Origin of the sequence: Streptomyces sp. NPDC005784 (assembly GCF_042871525.1) — a bacterium.
GTDB lineage: Bacteria > Actinomycetota > Actinomycetes > Streptomycetales > Streptomycetaceae > Streptomyces.
This window is the reverse complement of sequence record NZ_JBIAIQ010000022.1, coordinates 48,886-66,427: the sequence shown is the minus strand read 5'-3', so window position 1 is coordinate 66,427 and position 17,542 is coordinate 48,886. Positions and strand designations below refer to the sequence as shown.

The window sequence follows — 17,542 nt, the reverse complement described above, 5'->3', positions numbered from 1 at the left end:
GCGGCAGCCGTTCGTCAGGACAAGAAGGACCGACCGTGGCAGAGATCGTTCTCGAAGGCATCACCAAGCGCTACCCCGATGGTGCGTTGGCGGTGAATGACGTCAACCTCAGTGTCGGGGACGGCGAGTTCGTCATCCTCGTCGGTCCCTCCGGCTGCGGTAAGTCCACCACCCTCAACATGATCGCCGGGCTGGAGGACATCACCGAGGGCACCCTCCTGATCGACGGACAGGTCGTCAACGACAAGACCCCGAAGGACCGCGACATCGCCATGGTCTTCCAGAGCTACGCCCTCTACCCGCACATGAGCGTGCGCGACAACATGGGTTTCGCGCTCCGGCTGGCCAAAGTGGACAAGGCGACCATCCGCGAGAAGGTCGAAGAGGCCGCCCGCATCCTCGACCTGACGGAGCATCTGGACCGCAAGCCCGCCAACCTCTCCGGGGGTCAACGCCAACGGGTGGCGATGGGTCGGGCCATCGTGCGCAACCCGAAGGCGTTCTTGATGGACGAGCCGCTTTCCAACCTGGACGCGAAGCTCCGCGTCCAGATGCGCACCCAGATCTCGCGCCTGCAACAACGCCTGGGCAGCACCACGGTCTACGTCACCCACGACCAGACCGAAGCCATGACACTGGGCGACCGGGTGGTGGTGATGCGCGGCGGAGTGGTACAGCAGATCGGGACCCCGCAACGCCTCTATGAGCAGCCCAAGAACCTCTTCGTCGCCGGGTTCATCGGTTCGCCCGCAATGAACTTCCTGCACGCCACCGCCGAGGAGCACCGCCTGCGCACTTCGGTGGGCGACCTCGACCTCAGCGACCGACTGCGCCGCACCCTCGAACGGCACAACGCCCCCAGGGACCTGATCGTGGGGCTGCGCCCGGAGGCCTTCGAGGACGCCGCCCTGGTGGACCAGGGCAGGGCCGGATCGGGTACGACCTTCAGCGTGGACATCGACGTGGTCGAGTCCTTGGGATCCGATGTCTACGCCTACTTCACCGAGGACGAGTGGCAGCCCACCGCCACCTCCGAACTCGCCGAGCTCGCGGCCGACTCGGGAATGACCGACACCGGCGCGGGCGGGCACCAGATCGTCACCCGCCTCAACGCCTCCACGCGGGTGCGCGAGGGCAGCCGGGCCGAACTCTGGGTGGACACCGCCAAGATGCACGTCTTCGACCCGTCCTCCGGGGCCAACCTGACACTGTCCGACGAGCCCGCCGACTGACAGGGTGTGCAGCGGGCAGATCCGGCCGACGCTCGCGGTGGCAGGCACGGTGCGCGGGACGACGGGTCGGGGGTCTGTAGCGCGGGCCCGGTCGGCGGCGTGCCGTCCAGCCCGGCCCCCAGGAGCCGCTGGACGGTGGTGGCGGCCGGGATCGAGGCGAGCAGACCTCAGTGACCGCCCCGCCCATGGTCCGCATCGAGGGGTCGACGGGCTCACGCCCCGTACCCGCGTTTCGCCGGGTGAGCTCCGCTATTTTCGAACCCGGTAGACCTTGATGTCCTTGTTGACGAAGAGGTGGACGTAGCCGCACCGCCAGCAAATAAGGCCTGTCGCGTTCTCGTCGGCCCATGCCAACGTGAAGAACTCCATGCCGGCGCTGTTCAGCAGGACATCCCGCACCCGGAACAGGTCCCCCTCGCAGATCTGGCAAGTGATCCAGATCTCACCCAGCGCCGCACGTACCGGCTTCGCCATCTCGCGGACGCCCCCGTCGTTGCCATATGGACGGAGCGAGACTACCGGGCAGTACGAACCGCTCGCCGCCCGCTGGAGCACGTAGTGGCCCGTGTCGGGATCACTGGCAGGTGATCGACGGGATTCCGCACCGGGTGCACGTGCGGAACAGGTCGGTGCAGGCCGCCCGCGACGCGATCGCCGCGGACACCGATCCCTCCTCTGGCCCTGCTCGTCGAACCCGACCGGCAGTATGTCCCTGGTGGTGATTACGCAACTGGCCCGGGCGCACCTGGATTCGTGGACGGTGGCGTGGCTCCGAGAGCCGCGAGCAGCCGGTCCACGGCCTCGTCCAGCGTGGAGCGGGGACAGCCCAGGTTCACCCGCATGTAGCCGTGGCCCTCGATCCCGAACTTCTGTCCCTTGTCCAGCCACAGCCGTGCCCTGGTGAGCATGAACTTGTCCAGCGACTCGGCGTCCATCCCCAGTCCCCGGCAGTCCATCCACGCCAGATACAGCGAGTCGGCCGGCAGGACCCGCACCTTGGAGGTGGCGGAATTGACCGCCTGCGCGAAGTGCGCGTGATTGCCACGCAGGTACGTGAGCAACTCCTCCAGCCAGGGCTCACCGTGCACATAGGCCGCCTCGGCCGCGACCATGCCCAACCCGTTGACCAGCGGGAACACGTTGCGCTCGTACTGGCGGGCCAGTTCCGCCCGCAGCCTGGGATCAGGTACGAAGACGTTGGCGCTCTGCAGGCCGGCAAGGTTGAACGTCTTGCTGGGAGATGTGCAGGTGATGCTGTTCCGTGCGAACTCCTCGCCGAGCGAGGCGAAAGGGATGTGCTTGCGGTCCGCGTTGATGATGAGGTCCTCGTGAATCTCATCGGAGACGACCAGGACATCATGCCGGGCGCAGATCTCGCCCATGGTCCGCAGTTCGTCCTCCGACCACACGGTTCCAGTGGGGTTGTGAGGGTGGCTGAGGATGAACAGCTTGGTGTCGGGGCGGATCGCGGACTCGAACGTCGAAGCGTCGAACCGGTAGCCGTCGTCGGTCCGCTGCAGCGGCGCGAACGCGAGGTGACGGCCGTTCAGCAGGACGTCGTCGTGGAAGTGGACGTAGACCGGAGGCTGGATGAGCACCGAGTCGCCCGGCGCGGAGAACGCCTGCACAACCGTCTTGAGCGTGGTGATGATGCCGGCGGTCTGCATCACCCACTCCCGGGGGACCTCCCATCCGAATCGCTTGGCCTGCCAGCCGGTCACGGCGTCGAGGTAGCTGTCGGTCGCGCCGCCTGGATACCCGAAGACGCCGTAGTCCACAGCCTGGTGGAGCGCGTCGATCACGGCCTGGGGGGCCTTGAAGTCGGTGTCGGCGACCCACATCGGCAGCGGGTCGGCCGCAGCCTCGTCGGCCGTCAGGAACTGATGTGCACTGGCCCACTTCATGGAGTTGCTGTTCCTGCGGTCGACGACGGCATCGAAGACCGATCCGGTCTCGGCCGCGGGGGTGCTCTGCCGTGTCCGGTTCTGCGGGGTGGTATCAGGTGCCATGACTGGATGCTAGAAGCGTGGGTCCATCACGGTGAGCGGTGGGACCGGTCGCGGTCGTCCGGCCGGCGCCTGTGAGGCCGGGATGAGGTTGCGCCTGCCAGGCTGTGGGTGCTGGTAGGGCCGTGACGGGGCGGGTCACGGCGATCAGCCGGTCACGGTGGTGAAGCGGCGGTTCCGGCGTGTCGCAAGACCTGCGGAGGCCGTGGCCGTCGGCAGGCGCACCCCCGAGGTGGGCCGGCCGACGGCGGCCACTACACCACGTGGAGGGTGTACTGACCGGAGGTGTGCGCGGTGAATCGCCAGCCGCCGGGCTGTTGCGCCAGCCTGATGCCGCTGAGACCGCTCCCGGTGGCCTGCGGGCGGCCGGGGCCGGGGACCCACACGTCCAGGGTGCCCGCCCCGGAGCCCGACAGCCGCAGGTCCCGCGTGGTGACGGAGGAGCGCAGGGATTTCAGGCGACCGGGGGCGCTCCGCGGGTACGCCTGGGACAGCGCCGTGGTCTCGAAGGCCGGGCTCGGCAGCGGCTTGCCGTCGGGGCAGGTGTACAACACGACGCCGCCGCCCGAGGTGGTGGCCGCGGGGTCGTTCTGCGGGTCACCGCAGGCCTTCTTCCACACCCAGATCGCCGAACCCAGCAGGTCGGTGTTCTGCCGTTCCAGGAAACGGTCGAACCGGGAGCGGAAGTCGTCGGGGTCCCCGAACCATCCCCACTCGCCCGACCACAGCGGTGCCCCGTACGCCCGGGCGGTGCGCTCGGCGGTGGTGTAGCCCTGCTCGATCGAGGTCAGGGTGACGCCCAGGCCCTGGTCCATGGTGATCGACTCGCTGTACAGGTGGGGCGAGAAGACGAGCAGTGGGTCATCGGCGAACCCGACCGGTGGGGTGGTGTCGAAGCCGAGCCCCGACCAGAGGATCGAGGGCTCGAAGAACACCAGGTGGTGGAAGCCGCCGGAAGCCCGCGACTCCGCTGCCCGGATCGAGGTGATCGCCTGCTGGTAGAGGCGTCCGAGCAGGAGGGACGAGGTGACCCCGGGGGCGTCGCCCGGGCCGGGCTCGTTGAGGAGGTCGTAGCCGGCGACGGCAGGATTGTCCGCGAAGTCCGCGGCGAGGCGGCCCCAGGCGTGGGCCAGTTCGGTGCCGATGCCGTCGGTGTCGTCGTAGAGGTTGGTGAACGCCTGCTGCACATTGGGCGAGAGGTCGCGGCCGAGGAAGCCGCAGGCCCGGGCGCCGTCGGTGAGCGTCGCCCAGTCCGGGGCGCCGTCGTTGCCGAACTCGGGTGTCGCCCCGGGGCGGCAGTGCGTCCCCGGCGTCGCGCTGACGAACTTGGAGAAGGTGTCCTGGTGCATGTCTAGGACGGTGTGGATCCCGTGCGCGGCGGCCTGGTCGACCGCGGTGCGCACCCTCGCCAGATACGCCTCGTCGAAGACGCCTCGCTTCGGCTCCAGGGCCGACCACGACAGGGCCAGCCGCTGGACGTCGAATCCGTACCGGGCCATCAGAGCGTAGTCGGAGTCCTCCAGCGGCCACACCGTGCGCTTGGCCGGGTCGGGCTGCCCGTAGTCGATGAGCTGGTTGACGTTCACACCGCGGAGCAGCGCCTGGCGCCCCGCGCTGTCGCCGATCACCGGAGGCTGTCCGTTCCGGCGCAGCACGGTCAGCGGCAGCAGACCGTTCCGGTCGCGGCCCGCGGCCTGCCGCGGCTCATCGCCGGAGGCCGCCGCCGTTCCCGTCGTTCCCGGTGCCAGGGTGCCGGCGGCGAGCGCCAGGACGGCGGCCACCGCGACGGGCGCCCAGCGGACGGCACGGGCGACGCCCCTTCGTTCGACCGGGGCCGTCCGCCGTGTCCGCGCCCGTACGACGGCCCAGGGCAGGGCCACGAGACATGTGCACACGCCCGCGGTCACGCCCTCCGCTGCCCGCACCAGAACGGACGCGACCGGGAAGAGAGCCCCGCCGAAACCGTCCAGGCACCCGTCCAGCACCCACAGCAGCGAGAAGCCGAGGGCTCCGGCCGCGGTGAGCGTCGCCGCGAGCGACCACAACGTCACCCCGGCGCGGGCGCTGGTCAGGCCCGGTGACACCACTCGACGCCAGAGCAGGACGCCTGCGAACGCCGCCGCGCCCCCGGCGACGAGTGCGGCGATGCCGGGGCCGGGCGTGGGGCCGGCGGCCCAGGCGAACACGCCGGTACCCGCCTGGAGCGCCACGGCGGCACCGGCCGGCAGCCACGCGAACCCGGCGACCCGGTCGACGCCGGCGCCCGAATCCCCCGCGGCGCGCTCGCCGCGGAGGCGCCGCACGCCGATCCAGTACGCCGATGCCGCCAAGCCCGCGACCAGCGGCCCGAACACGGCGTACTTCGCGCCGGTCAGACCGCACTCGGCGAGCAGCGACCCGGTCGTCGGGAGCAGGTGCAGGCCGCCCGGGCCGGCGATCGCCAGCAGCAGCACGCTGTAGGCCAGCTTGGCCAGGAACGCCACCAGGATCAGACTCGACCAGACGGCGCCGAAGACCCATCGCGCCCTCGCCACGGGGGCCGCGGCGTGCACCAACCGGTGGACGGCCACCGCGCTGCCACCTGTCAGCAGGGGCAGGAACACCACCGTGGCCCAGGCAGGGCTTGTAGCGTTGCCGGGTACGAAACCCGCGTCCAGCCAGTTCTCCGGAGCGAACAGTCCGGTCCCGTCGGCATAGCCGAGGGCAGCGCAGAGAACCGCGAGTACGACCGCGGTGGTGAGGGACGCTGTGCGGGCCAGCCTACGGCCGCTGCGCTGATCATCGGCAAGGAGCATGGATGCAGAAGATAGGGCAGTCCTAAGGTCGCGCATAAGGTCTGTGAGCAGGAATTTCTCCGGCCCCGCGACGCCCGGGCAGGTCCGGGCGGCACGGTGGCCCCGGGCTGCTCGACCGGTGCCTTCCGCCGGAGCGGGTGCGGAGATCCGAACTCGCTCCCCCGGCTCGGGAGTTACCGGACCTGGCGGTCCTCTTCCGGGGAGCCGTTGCCCCGCAGGCGGACCGCGCGCCCTCCATACGACCGTCGGATCACCGGGACGGCTCCCCCGCCGGTCACCGAAGCCGGCCGGGCCGGCCTCGGTGACCGCCCCTACGCGAGCGCCACGCGGTTGAGTGCGGAATCGACCGCCTGAACAGGCACCGGGCCGTAGCAACGCGATACGGGAAATTGGCCGTCCGCTACGAGGCGACCGTCCTGGTCACAGTCATCAACGAGTGGCGGTGACCAGCATCTTCCCGGCGGACCTCAATCCTTGATGTCGAGCGCCGTTCCATACATCCGGTCCACCTTCAACCGGATGACCACGCGGCGTTCAGTGACCAGTTGCCTCAGGAACGCGTCTTCGTCTTCTGGCTCCGCGCCCTTCGGGATCATTCCGAGTAGTTCCCGCCCAACTGCGTCACCGGGAATCGTCGTCACCTCGGAGACCCCGGCCTTGCCCTCGGCGACTGCGAACGACCACACGTCGTCGCCCTGCACATGCAGCGCCGCATGTGGGTCGCGCCGCAGGTGCTTGACCTTGACGCGGTCGGCTGTCGTCGAGAACCGCACGATGCGGTCATCGGCATCCCAGCTGTAGAGCATGGTGGTCAGGTGGGGATGGCCGGTGCGCTTGACAGTGGCGAGGGTACCGAACTGCTGCTTGCCGAGCAGCTTGGAGAGGGCTTCGTCGGACAGTGGGCGAGGAGCGGGACCTTGACTCATGACCTGATCAACGTCCGTGGCCGCACGAGTATTTCTGGCGTTCCATCAGGCCAACCACTCGCTATCGCAACAGACCCTGGTAGTCGCGGTTGGGGCCTTCGCGGAACCCGCGAACCTCCGCATACACGGTCGCTGTCGAGCCCGACGGACGACGCCCGCACAAGACGCTCGGCTGGGAATCCCAGCCGAGCGCATGCGCAAACTGCTCGCGGCTCGATCAACGCGAACGCGTGTGGCGACGGCCCCTCGAATCCGCCCGGAGGCGAAGGCACCTTCCGGTCCTCCGACTCAATCGGCGGGTCGGCGCGATGGGCCGGAGCCCGAGGTCACGCGCCGCTCGCGGTCACATCCGCGGAGTAGACCAGCGCGACACGGTGGTTGTACTGGATGGTGTACATCTGCTTGGCGCCGACGACGACCGCCCCGGACGTGAAGTAGTCGTCGGTGTTGGCCGGCGGCCGGGTGGCGACGTACGCCTGACCGGTGGGGACGGTGTAGTAGCTGATGGGCGCCTGCGTCGAGGGGGACAGCCCGGCAGGGTACTCCGCTCGGTCGGGGTAGCTGGAGCCGTATACGGCCACCGGCGTGGCGGCCGCGGCGGAGACCAGCGTCACGCCGTACGCGGGAGTGGTGTTGACGCCGCCGGGGTTGTAGAACCAGACCTTCGCGCCGCTGTACCAGATGGCGGTCCAGTCACCGTCGACGTCGGCCACCACGAACTGCTGTCCCGCCTGGGCGGTGGATCCCCAGTCGCTGATCCGGTCGGTGCCCGCGCCGCCCTTGTGAATGGCCTGGTCGCCGAAGAGCGGGGCGGTGTCGTTGGGCGCGGTGCGCAGGAAGACGAAGTTGGAGGCCTGTTGCTGGCTGGTGCAGGCGGGAGTGGCGCCGGTGGGGTCGTCACCGGGGCAGATCTGCAGGGTCTGCTGGTTCTCGGTGAAGCCGGGGGTGATCGTCACCGCCGAGCCGACCGGCCCGACCCCGTGCTCGCCCGTCACCGGAGCGCCGAGCAGGCTCATGAAGTGCTCCCAGTCCCAGGAGGTGCCCGGGTCCCAGTGCATGCCCGCGACGAGGCTGGAGTTGGGGCCGGCGACATTGTCGTGGCCGATGATGTGCTCACGGTCCAGCGGTATGCCGAAGCGGTCCGAGAGGTAGCGCACCAGGGACGCGGTGGCCTCGTACTGCTCCTCGGTGTACCAGGTGCCTCCGTGCGCGGCGTAACCCTCGTGCTCAATGCCGATGGAGTGCAGGTTCGTCGAGTAGTTGCCGGCGTGGAAGGCGACGTCCTTGGTCGGCACCATCTGCGTCACCGCGCCGTCCGAGGAGCGCATCACATAGTGCGCGGCACTGCCGCCCGGGTTCTGGAACGTCGAGATGGCCGACTGGTACGACGACTCGGTGTCGTGGATGACGACGGTGTCGATCCTGATGCCGTTGGCCGGGCGGTTGGAGACCTGGCCGTTGGACGACGCCGCCGGCACGAAGGTGCACGAGACCTCCGGCGGGCACTCGGTCGCCGCGGCCGCCGCGACGCCGGTCAGGGCGAGCCCGCTCAACTGCCCGGTCGCGAGGCGGACTTTCCGGTCGCCGCTCATCGACACCCGCTGGCCGTCGAGGGTGGTGCGCGCGGCCCCGGTCCTGATGGTGGCGTAGACGCGGTTCGCGAACGCCGTGGCGCCCCGTTTCTGCGACGAGCCGCTGTAGCGGGCCACCGCTCCGTACCACTGGCCGGCGTCCGACGGCCGACTGCCGGTCACGGCCTGCTGGTACGAGGCGAGCAGCGCGGCACCCCCCGCGATGTTGGCGGCGGGGTCGTCACGCAGTTCGGCGAGCGACAGACCGGTGAGCTTCGCCGCCGCCTGCAGCGTGTGCAGGGCGGGGTCCTTCGCCATCGCGGCGAGGTCCGCCCGCCCCGCCGCCCCGGCCGGACCGCCGGCCAGCATCGCGGGGGTGACATCGGTGAGGTGCATCGGGCCGTAGCCGCCGCTGGTGCTCATCTGACCGGAGTGGGCATCCCATGCCGACTCCTGATACGCCACGGCGAGCAACACCGCGGCGGGGACACGGTACTTGGCAGCGGCCGCCGCGAAGGCGTGTTGCTGTGCGCTCGGCCCTGACGGCGCGGCGGTACCGGCCTGTGCGGTCGCCGGCACCACGGCGGTCAAGGCTCCCGCGGTCAGCACACTCGCGGCGGCCAGACCCATCAGCCGATACCGTGACACAAGCATGCAAGAAGCCTTGACCGTTGTCTTCTTCGTCTTCACGTGTTTCCGTACTCCAGAACAGCCGGATAAGAGTGAGCGGCGTTGTCTGCCGGATGGGCGAGCTACGCCGCTTCAAGGCGGGAACATGAGGAAAATGCCGACATCGCCGCATGGCGAACAGTCCCGAAAGGACTCGCCGTTGCGATTCAGCACTTCATGTCGAGGCGTCAAAAACCTTACAGATTAGACGCGTTGGAACTATAAGACAGGTGAACTCGGCCGTGCAAGCAGCCCTTTGAGGCATCGGATTGCCATCACAGACGGAATGCGATGTCGCGAGACATTCGGCGAACGAGGTCGGATTCCGTCCCGCATCGGACAGCCCGGCGCGGGAGAGCTGTGAACACCTCGGCATCCGTGGCCTCGCCCGGCCACAGAGCGGCTTCAGCGGCAGCGAGGGGGCACGTCGCCACCCGGGCTCCGCCTGTGAACACGATCGAGCCCCGGACCGGGCCGTTCGAAATTGGGATGCGGGTCGATCCGACGCACGCGTGCCGCCGATGCACAGGCAGCCGACGACGACGCCTCGCGGAAGGCCCGCGGAACAACGACGGGGCGGCGGACCTGCGTGTTGGTCATGTACTTGTCCGGCATCCTGTCATGGAACATCACCACCAATAAGGGTCGGCGCAACGCTGTCGGCCATTTCATCCGGCAGACCGGCCTGACGTATTTCTTCGGAGCGAGAGCGGCCAAACGGCCGGGAGACGCCCACGAGTCGGGGGAGAAGTGCACTCCGCGGCACTGCGACACAGGCAGGGACCAGTACAACAACCGAGTGGCGCGGGTCTTCGAGAGCAGTAGCTGGAAATCGCAGCCAGACCCGCTACTGGCTCAACAGGGGACAGCTCTTCCAGTACCTCTACGACATCGGCAACTGGCTGTACAGGAACCGCTGTCTCAAGTAGCAGCTGTCGATACACCGAAGTGATCTGACCGATCGACAAGCCGGGCGTGGTCTTCCCTGAGTGGGGACCGCGCCCGGTCATCAACTGCCGTACTCCTAGGAGCACCGTTGTTCCCCACTGCATCGTCCGCCGTCACCCGCGCCGGGCTGGCGGCCGCCCTCCTGCTGCCGACCGCATTCCTCGGGGCCTGTTCCGTCATCGGCGGCGACAGCTGCAATGGCACCAAGGACGAACTCAAGCGGTTGGCCGCGCAACCGCTGCTCGACGCAGCGCCCGCCGGTGCGGCGGCACCCACCAACTACCGCGACCTGGGCATAACCACCGCGTGCGACGGCGACGACAGCAGCAGCGGAGAGCCCTGGCTGCACGCGGACCGCTTCTTCGCCTTCCCCGGCAAGGCCGAGGACGTCGTCGCCCACTACACCAAGGAAGCCGCCGCGGCCGGCTGGCGATTCGAGCACGACCCGGACCCCGCGGCAACGCCCGCCACCGTCGAAGGCGCCTGCTGGACCAGGACCGAGAAGGGCCGTCACCTGCTGCTCAACGTCGACTTCCGGAGCCCTGACTACTCGCCCGCACCCGAGGTGGGCGCGGGAATCGGCTACGCGGTGTCGATCGGCACGACGCCCGACGGCAACAACGACGACAACCAGGCCACCTGTTGGCATTAGCCAGTACTCCAGCAGCGTCCGCTGTGCGGGCTGGTCGGAGGCATCGTCCGGAGCATGACGGGCTGATGGTGCATCAGGGGCGGTCCCGGCGGACCGCCCCTCCGGTGAGTGGTCCGGTCGGGGAACTGGCCGGGCTGCGATCGGGGCAGCCTCCCGGCGTGATCGACGACCTTGCGGACGCGACCTGCGGTGCTTCGAGCGAGTGGTGTCCGAGCCGCCTTCGCAGGCGCGAGGCAGGCGAAATTCGCTACCGTGCCAACCGGGAAGGGCTCAGACTCGTCGCGTGACCGACATGGGGACGTTCCGGGAAGCGGTCACCGAGTGGGCGGCCGGTGGTCCCGGTGACCCCGCTCGCGAGCTGGCCGCGCGGTTGTCCGTCCGGGTGGCGGTCCTGCTCGAAGGGCCGAGCGATGTGGCGGCGGTCAGCGCGCTCGCCGACAGACGCGGCCGGGATCTGGGGGCCGAAGGCGTGTGTGTCCTGGCGATGGGCGGTGCGATGAGCGTCGCCCGCTTCGCGTCTCTCCTCGGGCCAACCGGACTGGGGCTGCGCCTCACGGGATTGTGCGACGAGGCGGAGCGTGGCTACTACGCGCGTGGTCTGGAGCGGGCCGGTGCGGCCGAGCAGGAGTTCTTCGTCTGCGCGGCGGATCTGGAGGACGAGCTCATCCGCGCCCTGGGCGTGACGCGCGTGGAAGAACTCGTCCGGGCCGAGGGCGACCTGCGAGCCCTGCGGACCTTCCTGCGCCAGCCCGCACAGCGGGGCCGCACCGGGCAGCAGCAGTTGCGGCGCTTCCTCGGCACGAAGAAAGGACGCAAGATCCACTACGGCCGCGTCCTCGTCGAAGCCCTCGCCCCCGACCGCGTACCCGCCCCGCTCGACGACTTGCTCACCAGTCTCTGACTGCTCCGCACAACTCGTCCGGCGTCGGTCGCTCGACCCACCCGCCTCAGCGAACAGCCCACCCAGCCACATGAGTTGGTCTGTCACCCGCTGAGGAGTCGAGCATTGGGTTCGAAACGAGTCCTGTCGCCCGGCGCGACGATGTCGTCCAGGTCGGTGAAGTAGAACGACGTCGTCGTGGCCGCGACCACCTCGAGGAGGAACTGGCTGCACGACATCGGATACGTCTCCCAGAGAGGGCCGCGTCCCTCATTGAGGATGACGGTCCACTCCTCGGGCTCGACGCCCGGCCGGACCAGCCAGTAGAGGTAGTGTCCCCCGCCTTCCGCGTACCCCCAGGGCACCAACCTGGTGTTGCCCTCGTGGAGTTCAGACGGCTTGCCCTCGCCGGATTCCCTGCGCGCCCATGACCAGCCCATGCGCTCGGTCGCACCAGGAGCGCCGCGCGCACTTCCCCTCGCGTACCGGGTGGGGGGACGATGGCAGTCATGACTTTGTCGACAGCGTTCACGAAGTTGTTGGGTGTCCAGCACCCGATCGTGTTGGCTCCGATGGGCGGATCGGCGGGCGGCGAGCTGGCGGCCGCCGTCTCGTGCGGCGGCGGGCTCGGCCTGGTGGGCGCCGGCGGCGGCGACCCGGCTTGGCTGGCGCGCGAACTGCCGATCGTGGCGGGTGCCGGGAAGCCATGGGGTGTGGGGTTCCAAGCCTGGGCGACCAACATGGACATGGTCGAGCAGACGCTGGAACACGGTCCAAGAGCTGTGATGTTCTCCTTCGGAGATCCGAGCCCGTACGTCGAACGGGTCCGTGACGCCGGTGCGGCGGTGATCATCCAGGTCACCGGACTGGATGAGGCCAAGCAGGCGATGGACCTGGGCGCCGACGTCATCGTGGCGCAGGGCACGGAGAGCGGGGGGCACGGCGCCCGGCACGGGCGATCCACGCTCCCCTTCGTACCGGTCGTGGTGGACCTGGCCGATGGAGTGCCGGTACTCGCGGCCGGTGGGATCGCCGACGGCCGGGGCGTGGCCGCCGTCCTGGCCCTGGGCGCCGCCGGGGCGCTCATCGGCACCCGTTTCCAGGCAACGGCCGAGGCACTCATCGACCCCTCGACCGCCAAGGCGCTCGTCGAGGGCCGCGGGCAGGACACGGAGCGCAACCGCATCCTCGACATCGCCCGAAGTTCCCGATGGCCGTCGAGGTACACGGCTCGCACTCTGGGCCACCCCTGCCTCGACCGATGGAGGGGCCGGGAAGCGGAGCTGGCGGCGGACCCGTCGGCAGCCCGACTGGCCTATCAGGCTGACCTGGCACGCGGCGATGTGCCCGCACTGCCGGTATGGGCCGGCGAGGCCGTCGATCTCGTCACCGACCTGCCACCCGCAGCCGAGCTTGTCGCCATTCTCGCCTCGGAGGCCGGCCATGCCCTGGCCCGAGCGGGACGTCACTGACCGGAGCCGCACGCCGTGACCGGAAGGCCGCCCACCACGGCCGGGGACTACTCCCCCCGCGTCCTGGCCCGCGCCATGCACAACTTCACGAAAGACGGGTAGTCGCTCTGACGGAATGTCACCATGACCCGGAGAACCGTTCCGACCCGCCCCGTGACAGTCCATCGGCATCCGGCACGACACCGCTCCACCGCTTCGACTCGGCCCACGGGCCGTGCACACCCGTGCCTCGAGACCCTCTTCCACTCCCACGTACGCACGCGACCGGCCGAGCCTCGGCATCACGACCGCGGCACCTCACGTGGCTGGGCCGGTCCGGTCTACGGCATCGCCGGAACAGGAGCACGCCATGCGCCTTTACGCCCAGACCCCAGCGCGTCGGAGCCGTCAGGTGCTTGCCGACCTGATCGCGGTGACCCTGATCGCGGTCGCGGTGTGGTTCGCCCTGGCCGTCCGCGACGCGATCCAGCTGCTGGCCGAGCCGGGGCGGAAGGCCCAGAGTGCGGGCGACAGTCTCGCCGGCGGCCTCGGTGACGCCGGCGACGCGGCCTCGAAGGTGCCGCTCGTCGGAGGCTCTCTGAAGAAGCCGCTCCAGTCCGCCGCCGACGCCGCCACCGGTCTCTCCGACGCCGGGCAGTCACTGGAGGACTTGGTGGGCCACGTGGCCACACTGGCCGCGGTCGCCCTGATCGTCCTCTCAGTGGCCTTCGTGCTGGTGTTGTGGCTTCCACCGCGCCTGCGCTGGATGCGGCGCAGCACCACCACCCGGCGTCTCCTCGACGCCCCCGGAGGCGCGGACCTGCTCGCGCTGCGCGCCCTGACCGGGCCGCAGCGGGATCTCGCCGCGGTCTTCGCCCCGCCGGGTGGCCTCGCCGACGCCTGGCGGCGCGGAGACCAGAAGGTCATCGCCGACCTGTCCAAGGTGACACTCAGGCAGGCGGGCCTGCGGCCATGATGAGTGAAATGAACGCCGCCCCACCACGCCCCGGAGCCCCGGAGCCCCGGAGTCCAGGAGCCAATGGTCCGGCGGGTGAAGGCGACGCCGCCGATGCCGTCCGTGCCGACGGCTGTCCGACGGCTGGCTTGTCCGACGGCAGTCAAGCGGGAGACTCGGACCGAACCCGCGACGTCCCTCTTCGGAAAGCGGTCGCGGCCCTCCGCACCCGCGGATAGACATGTGCCATGGCAGCTGACGACTCCAGCAACACTCAAGCAGGACAGTCGGGACTCGTTGTGAGGGTCCCTGAGGCGGAACCTGCTGTTCGAGTGTGGCGGGACCGGCTGGGCCCTTCCGCCCGTGCGGCTGTCCCGGCACATGTCACCGTGCTCTTCCCATTTCTCCACGAGAGCCGCCTCGACGGCGACACCTTGGCTGCCATCGATGGTGTGATCGGGCGTCATAGGCCCTTCGAGGTCCGGTTCGAGCGCTGCGGGCGGTTCCAGGGGATTCTGTATCTCGCCCCTGAACCGGGCACCCCGTTTCGCCGGATCACCGAGGCCATCGTGCGTCGGTGGCCCGAAACCCCTCCGTTCGGCGGGCAGTTCGATGACATCGTCCCGCATCTGACCATCGTCCAGGGGCAGGACGATGCCGTCCTGGACGAGGCCGAGGCCGACCTTCGCGGCCGCCTTCCCATCACTGCCCGCGTATCGTCGGTCGATCTCATCGTCCATGACGGATCGCAGTGGCAGCAGCGGGCGGCGTTAGCGCTGCGGTGACACCGCGACGAGCGAGGGCGCTCAACTGCGGACTCTCAGTGACCGGCCTGCGGCTCGAAGCAACCCGTCTCCGGGTAGGGGCCGTTGGCCGACACCTGATAGTTGGTCTTCTGCACGAAGGCGGTGACGCAGGCATCATCATGGACGCGCAGGCCCACCCGCGCGCCCTCGTGCGTGACCTCCCGGCCGTTCTCGAAACGCGGGTCCATCGGTTTGACCTGCAAGGTCCCGCCCAGCAGCTTCCACTTGGCGTCGAAACGCTCCTCCTGGTAACCGAGCTTGAGCATCGCGGCGCGGACCGTCTTCGGGTCCCACGTCTTGTGCTGCCACAGCCGCTTGAGCACAGGTTCGATGCGGGCGGCCTCCCGCTGGGCGTCCTTGGCGCTCGCCGCGGACATCTGGCCCGCGATACGGAAGCCGTTGTTCTCGCGATAGTGAGGGGCGCCTTCACCGGCCCCCGGTTCCACGTAGGGAGACCCCACGGGGGAGCTCGGGGTGGTTCTGTTCCCCTCGTCGGTCGCGGTCCCGCCGACCGCCCCCGTCGGCACGCGCTCCGTGCCGCACGCCCCGAGCGACACCGCCGCCAGGGCAACCAGAGCCGCCGCCACAGCACCCCTTCCGCGCCACCCGGACCCGCACCGTGCGACCGCGCCCAACGCACCCTTGCCCACACATGCCTCCCGCACGCCTGCGTCCCCCCGCTCCAAGATCGAGCCCATGCTAGGAGCCGCCTCACCCTCCGTCGTGAGTACCGGTACTCATTTCGGCGCTCGGGATGCCTCTCCATGGAAGTGCGTCTCCAAAGCCTCACGTCAAATCCTTGTGCATGACGATGCAAGGGCGGTCGTGTCGGCGGTCGGTACGTCGGTCGATCTCCTGCCAGCCCAGGGAGCTCCAGAAGGCCAAGGAGGCCGGAGTGTTCTCCAGGACGGCCAGCCGGATACCGTCTCTGCCCTCGCGTCGGAACCGTTCCTCGACGAGCCCGGCCAGCAGGCGTCCGACACCCGTGCGGTGAAGACTCCCGTGCACCAGCAGCAGCCCGATCCACGGCCGGCCATCGGTGGGGTGACGGTCGAGCAGGCACAGCAGGCCGACGATCCGGTCCTGGACGTCACGGGCGAGCAGGACCTCGCAGCCCTCCGTCTCCGCTTCCTCCCGCAGATCGGCCTCGACCCTGTCGGCCGGAATACGCTCGGGGTCGTACTCGCCCGCAGCGCGGCAGTACTCCGGGTTGCTCGCGTAGAGGCCCACCACCCCGGTCATCTCTTCCGGGGAGAAACGGAGCGGGGAAAGCGACAACGGTGGCATCCGGGCAGGGTATCCAGCCGTACCGACTACGGTCAGTCGCGCGCGCTCCATCCTCGACCTCAGTCGCGGCGGGCCCACCGTGCGGCCTGGACCGTTCCTTCCTGGATGTCCTGCTGGGGCAGTTGAAGGCCGAGCGCCTCGTCCAAAGCGTGGAAGTACAGTGCGAACTCGCTGGTCACATCGGGGTGGTCCAGTTCGGCGCGGCGTATGGCCCGGTTGAGGAAGTCGAGCCGGCCGCCCCGGTAGTAGGGGGCGCGGCCCCGGTGGTACCAGATCAGTTCCAGTGCACCCCGGTCGTCGTCGACGCGGCAGCCGTCGCGTGTGTGGTCGAAGGTGTACATGGCTTTCGCGGCGCAGGCGCTCAGCCGCACCGTCTCCGTGACCCCGAGCCGGGAGAGAGCCGCGCTGTCGGCCCGGACGCCGGGTGGTGTGTCGTGGTACATCAGGAATACCCAGTCGCCTGCCTGCCCGAAGCAGAAGGTCTCCCAGGCGGTTTCCCAGTGGTCACGGCCGGAGTCGTCCACGCCGGGCAGGTCCGACAGGCGTGTCCCGGTGGCGGTCTGTTCGGGGTCGGCTCCGTGGAGGAGGGCGATCTGCTCGGCGTTGATCCCCTCACCGCGGAAGAATTCGAGGTTGGTGTACGGGTCCTGGTCCCGCCACGTGCCTGCGATCCAGGCGAGGCGTTCCAGCGGGTCGCGTCCGCACGGCCGTGCCGACTCCGCACCATCCGTGCCGCCGCCACGGAATCTACGTCCCCATGCGGGGTTGATCCGGTCGAGTATCTCGGCCTGTCCGGTGACGAGGTTGGTGACCGGGCCGTGGCCCGGGGAATGGGCCACGATGTAGTCGGCGAGGTGCCGGACCGCTTCCTCTGCGGCGAAGTACAGCACCTGGTCGAGATCCCGGGTCGCGAAGATCTCCTGGTGGGGACTGCGGTAGCCGCGCACAGTGCCGCCCTCGTCCAGAACGAGGAACAGCCCACCCGGATCACCCACGAGCCGTTCGTACTGGTCGCGTGACGTACCGATGGCCGGGAGCATGGCGGCGTCGAGCAGGTCGGAGTCGGCGGCCGTCCGGCGCCAGGCGTGTCTGAGTGAGTCCTCCGTCAGCTGCATGGGCGTCAGTATGCGGCCCGGCACTGACAATGCTGTCGCTGACCGCAGGGCAACTGCGGCTGCTCGAAGGGGACTTGACTCGCCGGACCTTCATGGCGGGTTTCACCGATTTCCGCCCGGCCGTACCCACCCTCGAAGTTCCGAGGACAGCTTGTACGCAGTCGCTGACACCCGCCCCCGACGTCCCGAGGACAGCATGTACCCAGTCGCTGACAACCGGCGACGGCGGGAGACGCGGGCCGCGTGCGC

The 17,542-nt window shown here is 69.4% G+C and carries 15 protein-coding genes; 6 read left to right on the top strand and 9 right to left on the bottom strand.

What is annotated here, in order from left to right; all coding sequences use genetic code 11:
- Window positions 1-35 precede the first annotated feature (35 nt).
- Entirely contained in the window at window positions 36-1,232 is a 1,197-nt protein-coding gene (locus ACFYR3_RS29175) for a sn-glycerol-3-phosphate ABC transporter ATP-binding protein UgpC (protein ID WP_355841518.1), read from the top strand.
- Window positions 1,233-1,481: 249 nt separating this feature from the next.
- Here the strand turns inward: ACFYR3_RS29175 and ACFYR3_RS29170 are convergent, their stop codons facing one another.
- From ACFYR3_RS29170 to ACFYR3_RS29150, 5 genes are all read right to left on the bottom strand, one after another.
- Window positions 1,482-1,706, bottom strand: a complete 225-nt coding sequence (locus tag ACFYR3_RS29170; protein ID WP_389285110.1) for a hypothetical protein — start codon at window positions 1,704-1,706, stop codon at window positions 1,482-1,484.
- Window positions 1,707-1,954: 248 nt separating this feature from the next.
- Window positions 1,955-3,241, bottom strand: coding sequence for a MalY/PatB family protein (locus ACFYR3_RS29165; protein ID WP_389285109.1), 1,287 nt, complete (start codon window positions 3,239-3,241; stop codon window positions 1,955-1,957).
- Between the two features lie 251 nt (window positions 3,242-3,492).
- Window positions 3,493-6,033: a glycoside hydrolase family 5 protein gene (locus ACFYR3_RS29160; protein ID WP_389285108.1), complete on the bottom strand. Its 2,541-nt coding sequence runs from the start codon at window positions 6,031-6,033 to the stop codon at window positions 3,493-3,495.
- Between the two features lie 467 nt (window positions 6,034-6,500).
- Window positions 6,501-6,959: a PPOX class F420-dependent oxidoreductase gene (locus ACFYR3_RS29155; RefSeq protein ID WP_389285107.1), complete on the bottom strand. Its 459-nt coding sequence runs from the start codon at window positions 6,957-6,959 to the stop codon at window positions 6,501-6,503.
- Window positions 6,960-7,285: 326 nt separating this feature from the next.
- A complete protein-coding gene (locus tag ACFYR3_RS29150) occupies window positions 7,286-9,184 on the bottom strand; it encodes an N-acetylmuramoyl-L-alanine amidase (protein WP_355841532.1) in 1,899 nt (632 codons plus the stop codon).
- A gap of 1,051 nt (window positions 9,185-10,235) precedes the next feature.
- Here ACFYR3_RS29150 and ACFYR3_RS29145 point away from each other — a divergent pair.
- Both ACFYR3_RS29145 and ACFYR3_RS29140 read left to right on the top strand, forming a co-directional pair.
- A complete protein-coding gene (locus ACFYR3_RS29145) occupies window positions 10,236-10,799 on the top strand; it encodes a hypothetical protein (RefSeq protein ID WP_355841535.1) in 564 nt (187 codons plus the stop codon).
- A 283-nt stretch (window positions 10,800-11,082) separates the two neighbouring features.
- Window positions 11,083-11,700: a TOPRIM nucleotidyl transferase/hydrolase domain-containing protein gene (locus ACFYR3_RS29140; RefSeq protein ID WP_355841538.1), complete on the top strand. Its 618-nt coding sequence runs from the start codon at window positions 11,083-11,085 to the stop codon at window positions 11,698-11,700.
- A gap of 83 nt (window positions 11,701-11,783) precedes the next feature.
- On the opposite strand, the gene ACFYR3_RS29135 is transcribed toward ACFYR3_RS29140, so the two are convergent.
- Window positions 11,784-12,119 carry a hypothetical protein gene (locus tag ACFYR3_RS29135; protein WP_389285106.1) on the bottom strand — a complete coding sequence of 112 codons (336 nt, stop codon included), beginning with the start codon at window positions 12,117-12,119 and terminating at the stop codon, window positions 11,784-11,786.
- Window positions 12,120-12,188: 69 nt separating this feature from the next.
- Here ACFYR3_RS29135 and ACFYR3_RS29130 point away from each other — a divergent pair, with 69 nt between their 5' ends.
- From ACFYR3_RS29130 to ACFYR3_RS29120, 3 genes are all read left to right on the top strand, one after another.
- Complete coding sequence (locus ACFYR3_RS29130; protein ID WP_389285105.1) at window positions 12,189-13,151, top strand: NAD(P)H-dependent flavin oxidoreductase; 963 nt, start codon at window positions 12,189-12,191, stop codon at window positions 13,149-13,151.
- A 349-nt stretch (window positions 13,152-13,500) separates the two neighbouring features.
- On the top strand, window positions 13,501-14,106 hold the full coding sequence (locus tag ACFYR3_RS29125; RefSeq protein ID WP_389285104.1) for a hypothetical protein: 606 nt from the start codon (window positions 13,501-13,503) through the stop codon (window positions 14,104-14,106).
- A gap of 227 nt (window positions 14,107-14,333) precedes the next feature.
- Window positions 14,334-14,870: a 2'-5' RNA ligase family protein gene (locus tag ACFYR3_RS29120; RefSeq protein ID WP_389285103.1), complete on the top strand. Its 537-nt coding sequence runs from the start codon at window positions 14,334-14,336 to the stop codon at window positions 14,868-14,870.
- Between the two features lie 35 nt (window positions 14,871-14,905).
- Here ACFYR3_RS29120 and ACFYR3_RS29115 read toward each other — a convergent pair whose 3' ends face one another.
- From ACFYR3_RS29115 to ACFYR3_RS29105, 3 genes are all read right to left on the bottom strand, one after another.
- Window positions 14,906-15,478, bottom strand: coding sequence for a hypothetical protein (locus tag ACFYR3_RS29115; protein WP_389285102.1), 573 nt, complete (start codon window positions 15,476-15,478; stop codon window positions 14,906-14,908).
- Between the two features lie 199 nt (window positions 15,479-15,677).
- Window positions 15,678-16,178 carry a GNAT family N-acetyltransferase gene (locus tag ACFYR3_RS29110; RefSeq protein WP_389285101.1) on the bottom strand — a complete coding sequence of 167 codons (501 nt, stop codon included), beginning with the start codon at window positions 16,176-16,178 and terminating at the stop codon, window positions 15,678-15,680.
- Between the two features lie 59 nt (window positions 16,179-16,237).
- Window positions 16,238-17,293 carry a hypothetical protein gene (locus ACFYR3_RS29105; RefSeq protein WP_389285100.1) on the bottom strand — a complete coding sequence of 352 codons (1,056 nt, stop codon included), beginning with the start codon at window positions 17,291-17,293 and terminating at the stop codon, window positions 16,238-16,240.
- Window positions 17,294-17,542: the final 249 nt, after the last annotated feature.

Excerpts from the sequence above, each read along its gene's own strand:
- ACFYR3_RS29170 (WP_389285110.1), bottom strand. The coding sequence starts at position 1,706 with ATGGCGAAGCCGGTACGTGCGGCGCTGGGTGAGATCTGGATCACTTGC.
- ACFYR3_RS29165 (WP_389285109.1), bottom strand. The coding sequence starts at position 3,241 with ATGGCACCTGATACCACCCCGCAGAACCGGACACGGCAGAGCACCCCC.
- ACFYR3_RS29160 (WP_389285108.1), bottom strand. The coding sequence starts at position 6,033 with ATGCTCCTTGCCGATGATCAGCGCAGCGGCCGTAGGCTGGCCCGCACA.
- ACFYR3_RS29155 (WP_389285107.1), bottom strand. The coding sequence starts at position 6,959 with ATGAGTCAAGGTCCCGCTCCTCGCCCACTGTCCGACGAAGCCCTCTCC.
- ACFYR3_RS29150 (WP_355841532.1), bottom strand. The coding sequence starts at position 9,184 with ATGCTTGTGTCACGGTATCGGCTGATGGGTCTGGCCGCCGCGAGTGTG.
- ACFYR3_RS29135 (WP_389285106.1), bottom strand. The coding sequence starts at position 12,119 with ATGGGCTGGTCATGGGCGCGCAGGGAATCCGGCGAGGGCAAGCCGTCT.
- ACFYR3_RS29130 (WP_389285105.1), top strand. The coding sequence starts at position 12,189 with ATGACTTTGTCGACAGCGTTCACGAAGTTGTTGGGTGTCCAGCACCCG.
- ACFYR3_RS29125 (WP_389285104.1), top strand. The coding sequence starts at position 13,501 with ATGCGCCTTTACGCCCAGACCCCAGCGCGTCGGAGCCGTCAGGTGCTT.
- ACFYR3_RS29120 (WP_389285103.1), top strand. The coding sequence starts at position 14,334 with ATGGCAGCTGACGACTCCAGCAACACTCAAGCAGGACAGTCGGGACTC.
- ACFYR3_RS29110 (WP_389285101.1), bottom strand. The coding sequence starts at position 16,178 with ATGCCACCGTTGTCGCTTTCCCCGCTCCGTTTCTCCCCGGAAGAGATG.
- ACFYR3_RS29105 (WP_389285100.1), bottom strand. The coding sequence starts at position 17,293 with ATGCAGCTGACGGAGGACTCACTCAGACACGCCTGGCGCCGGACGGCC.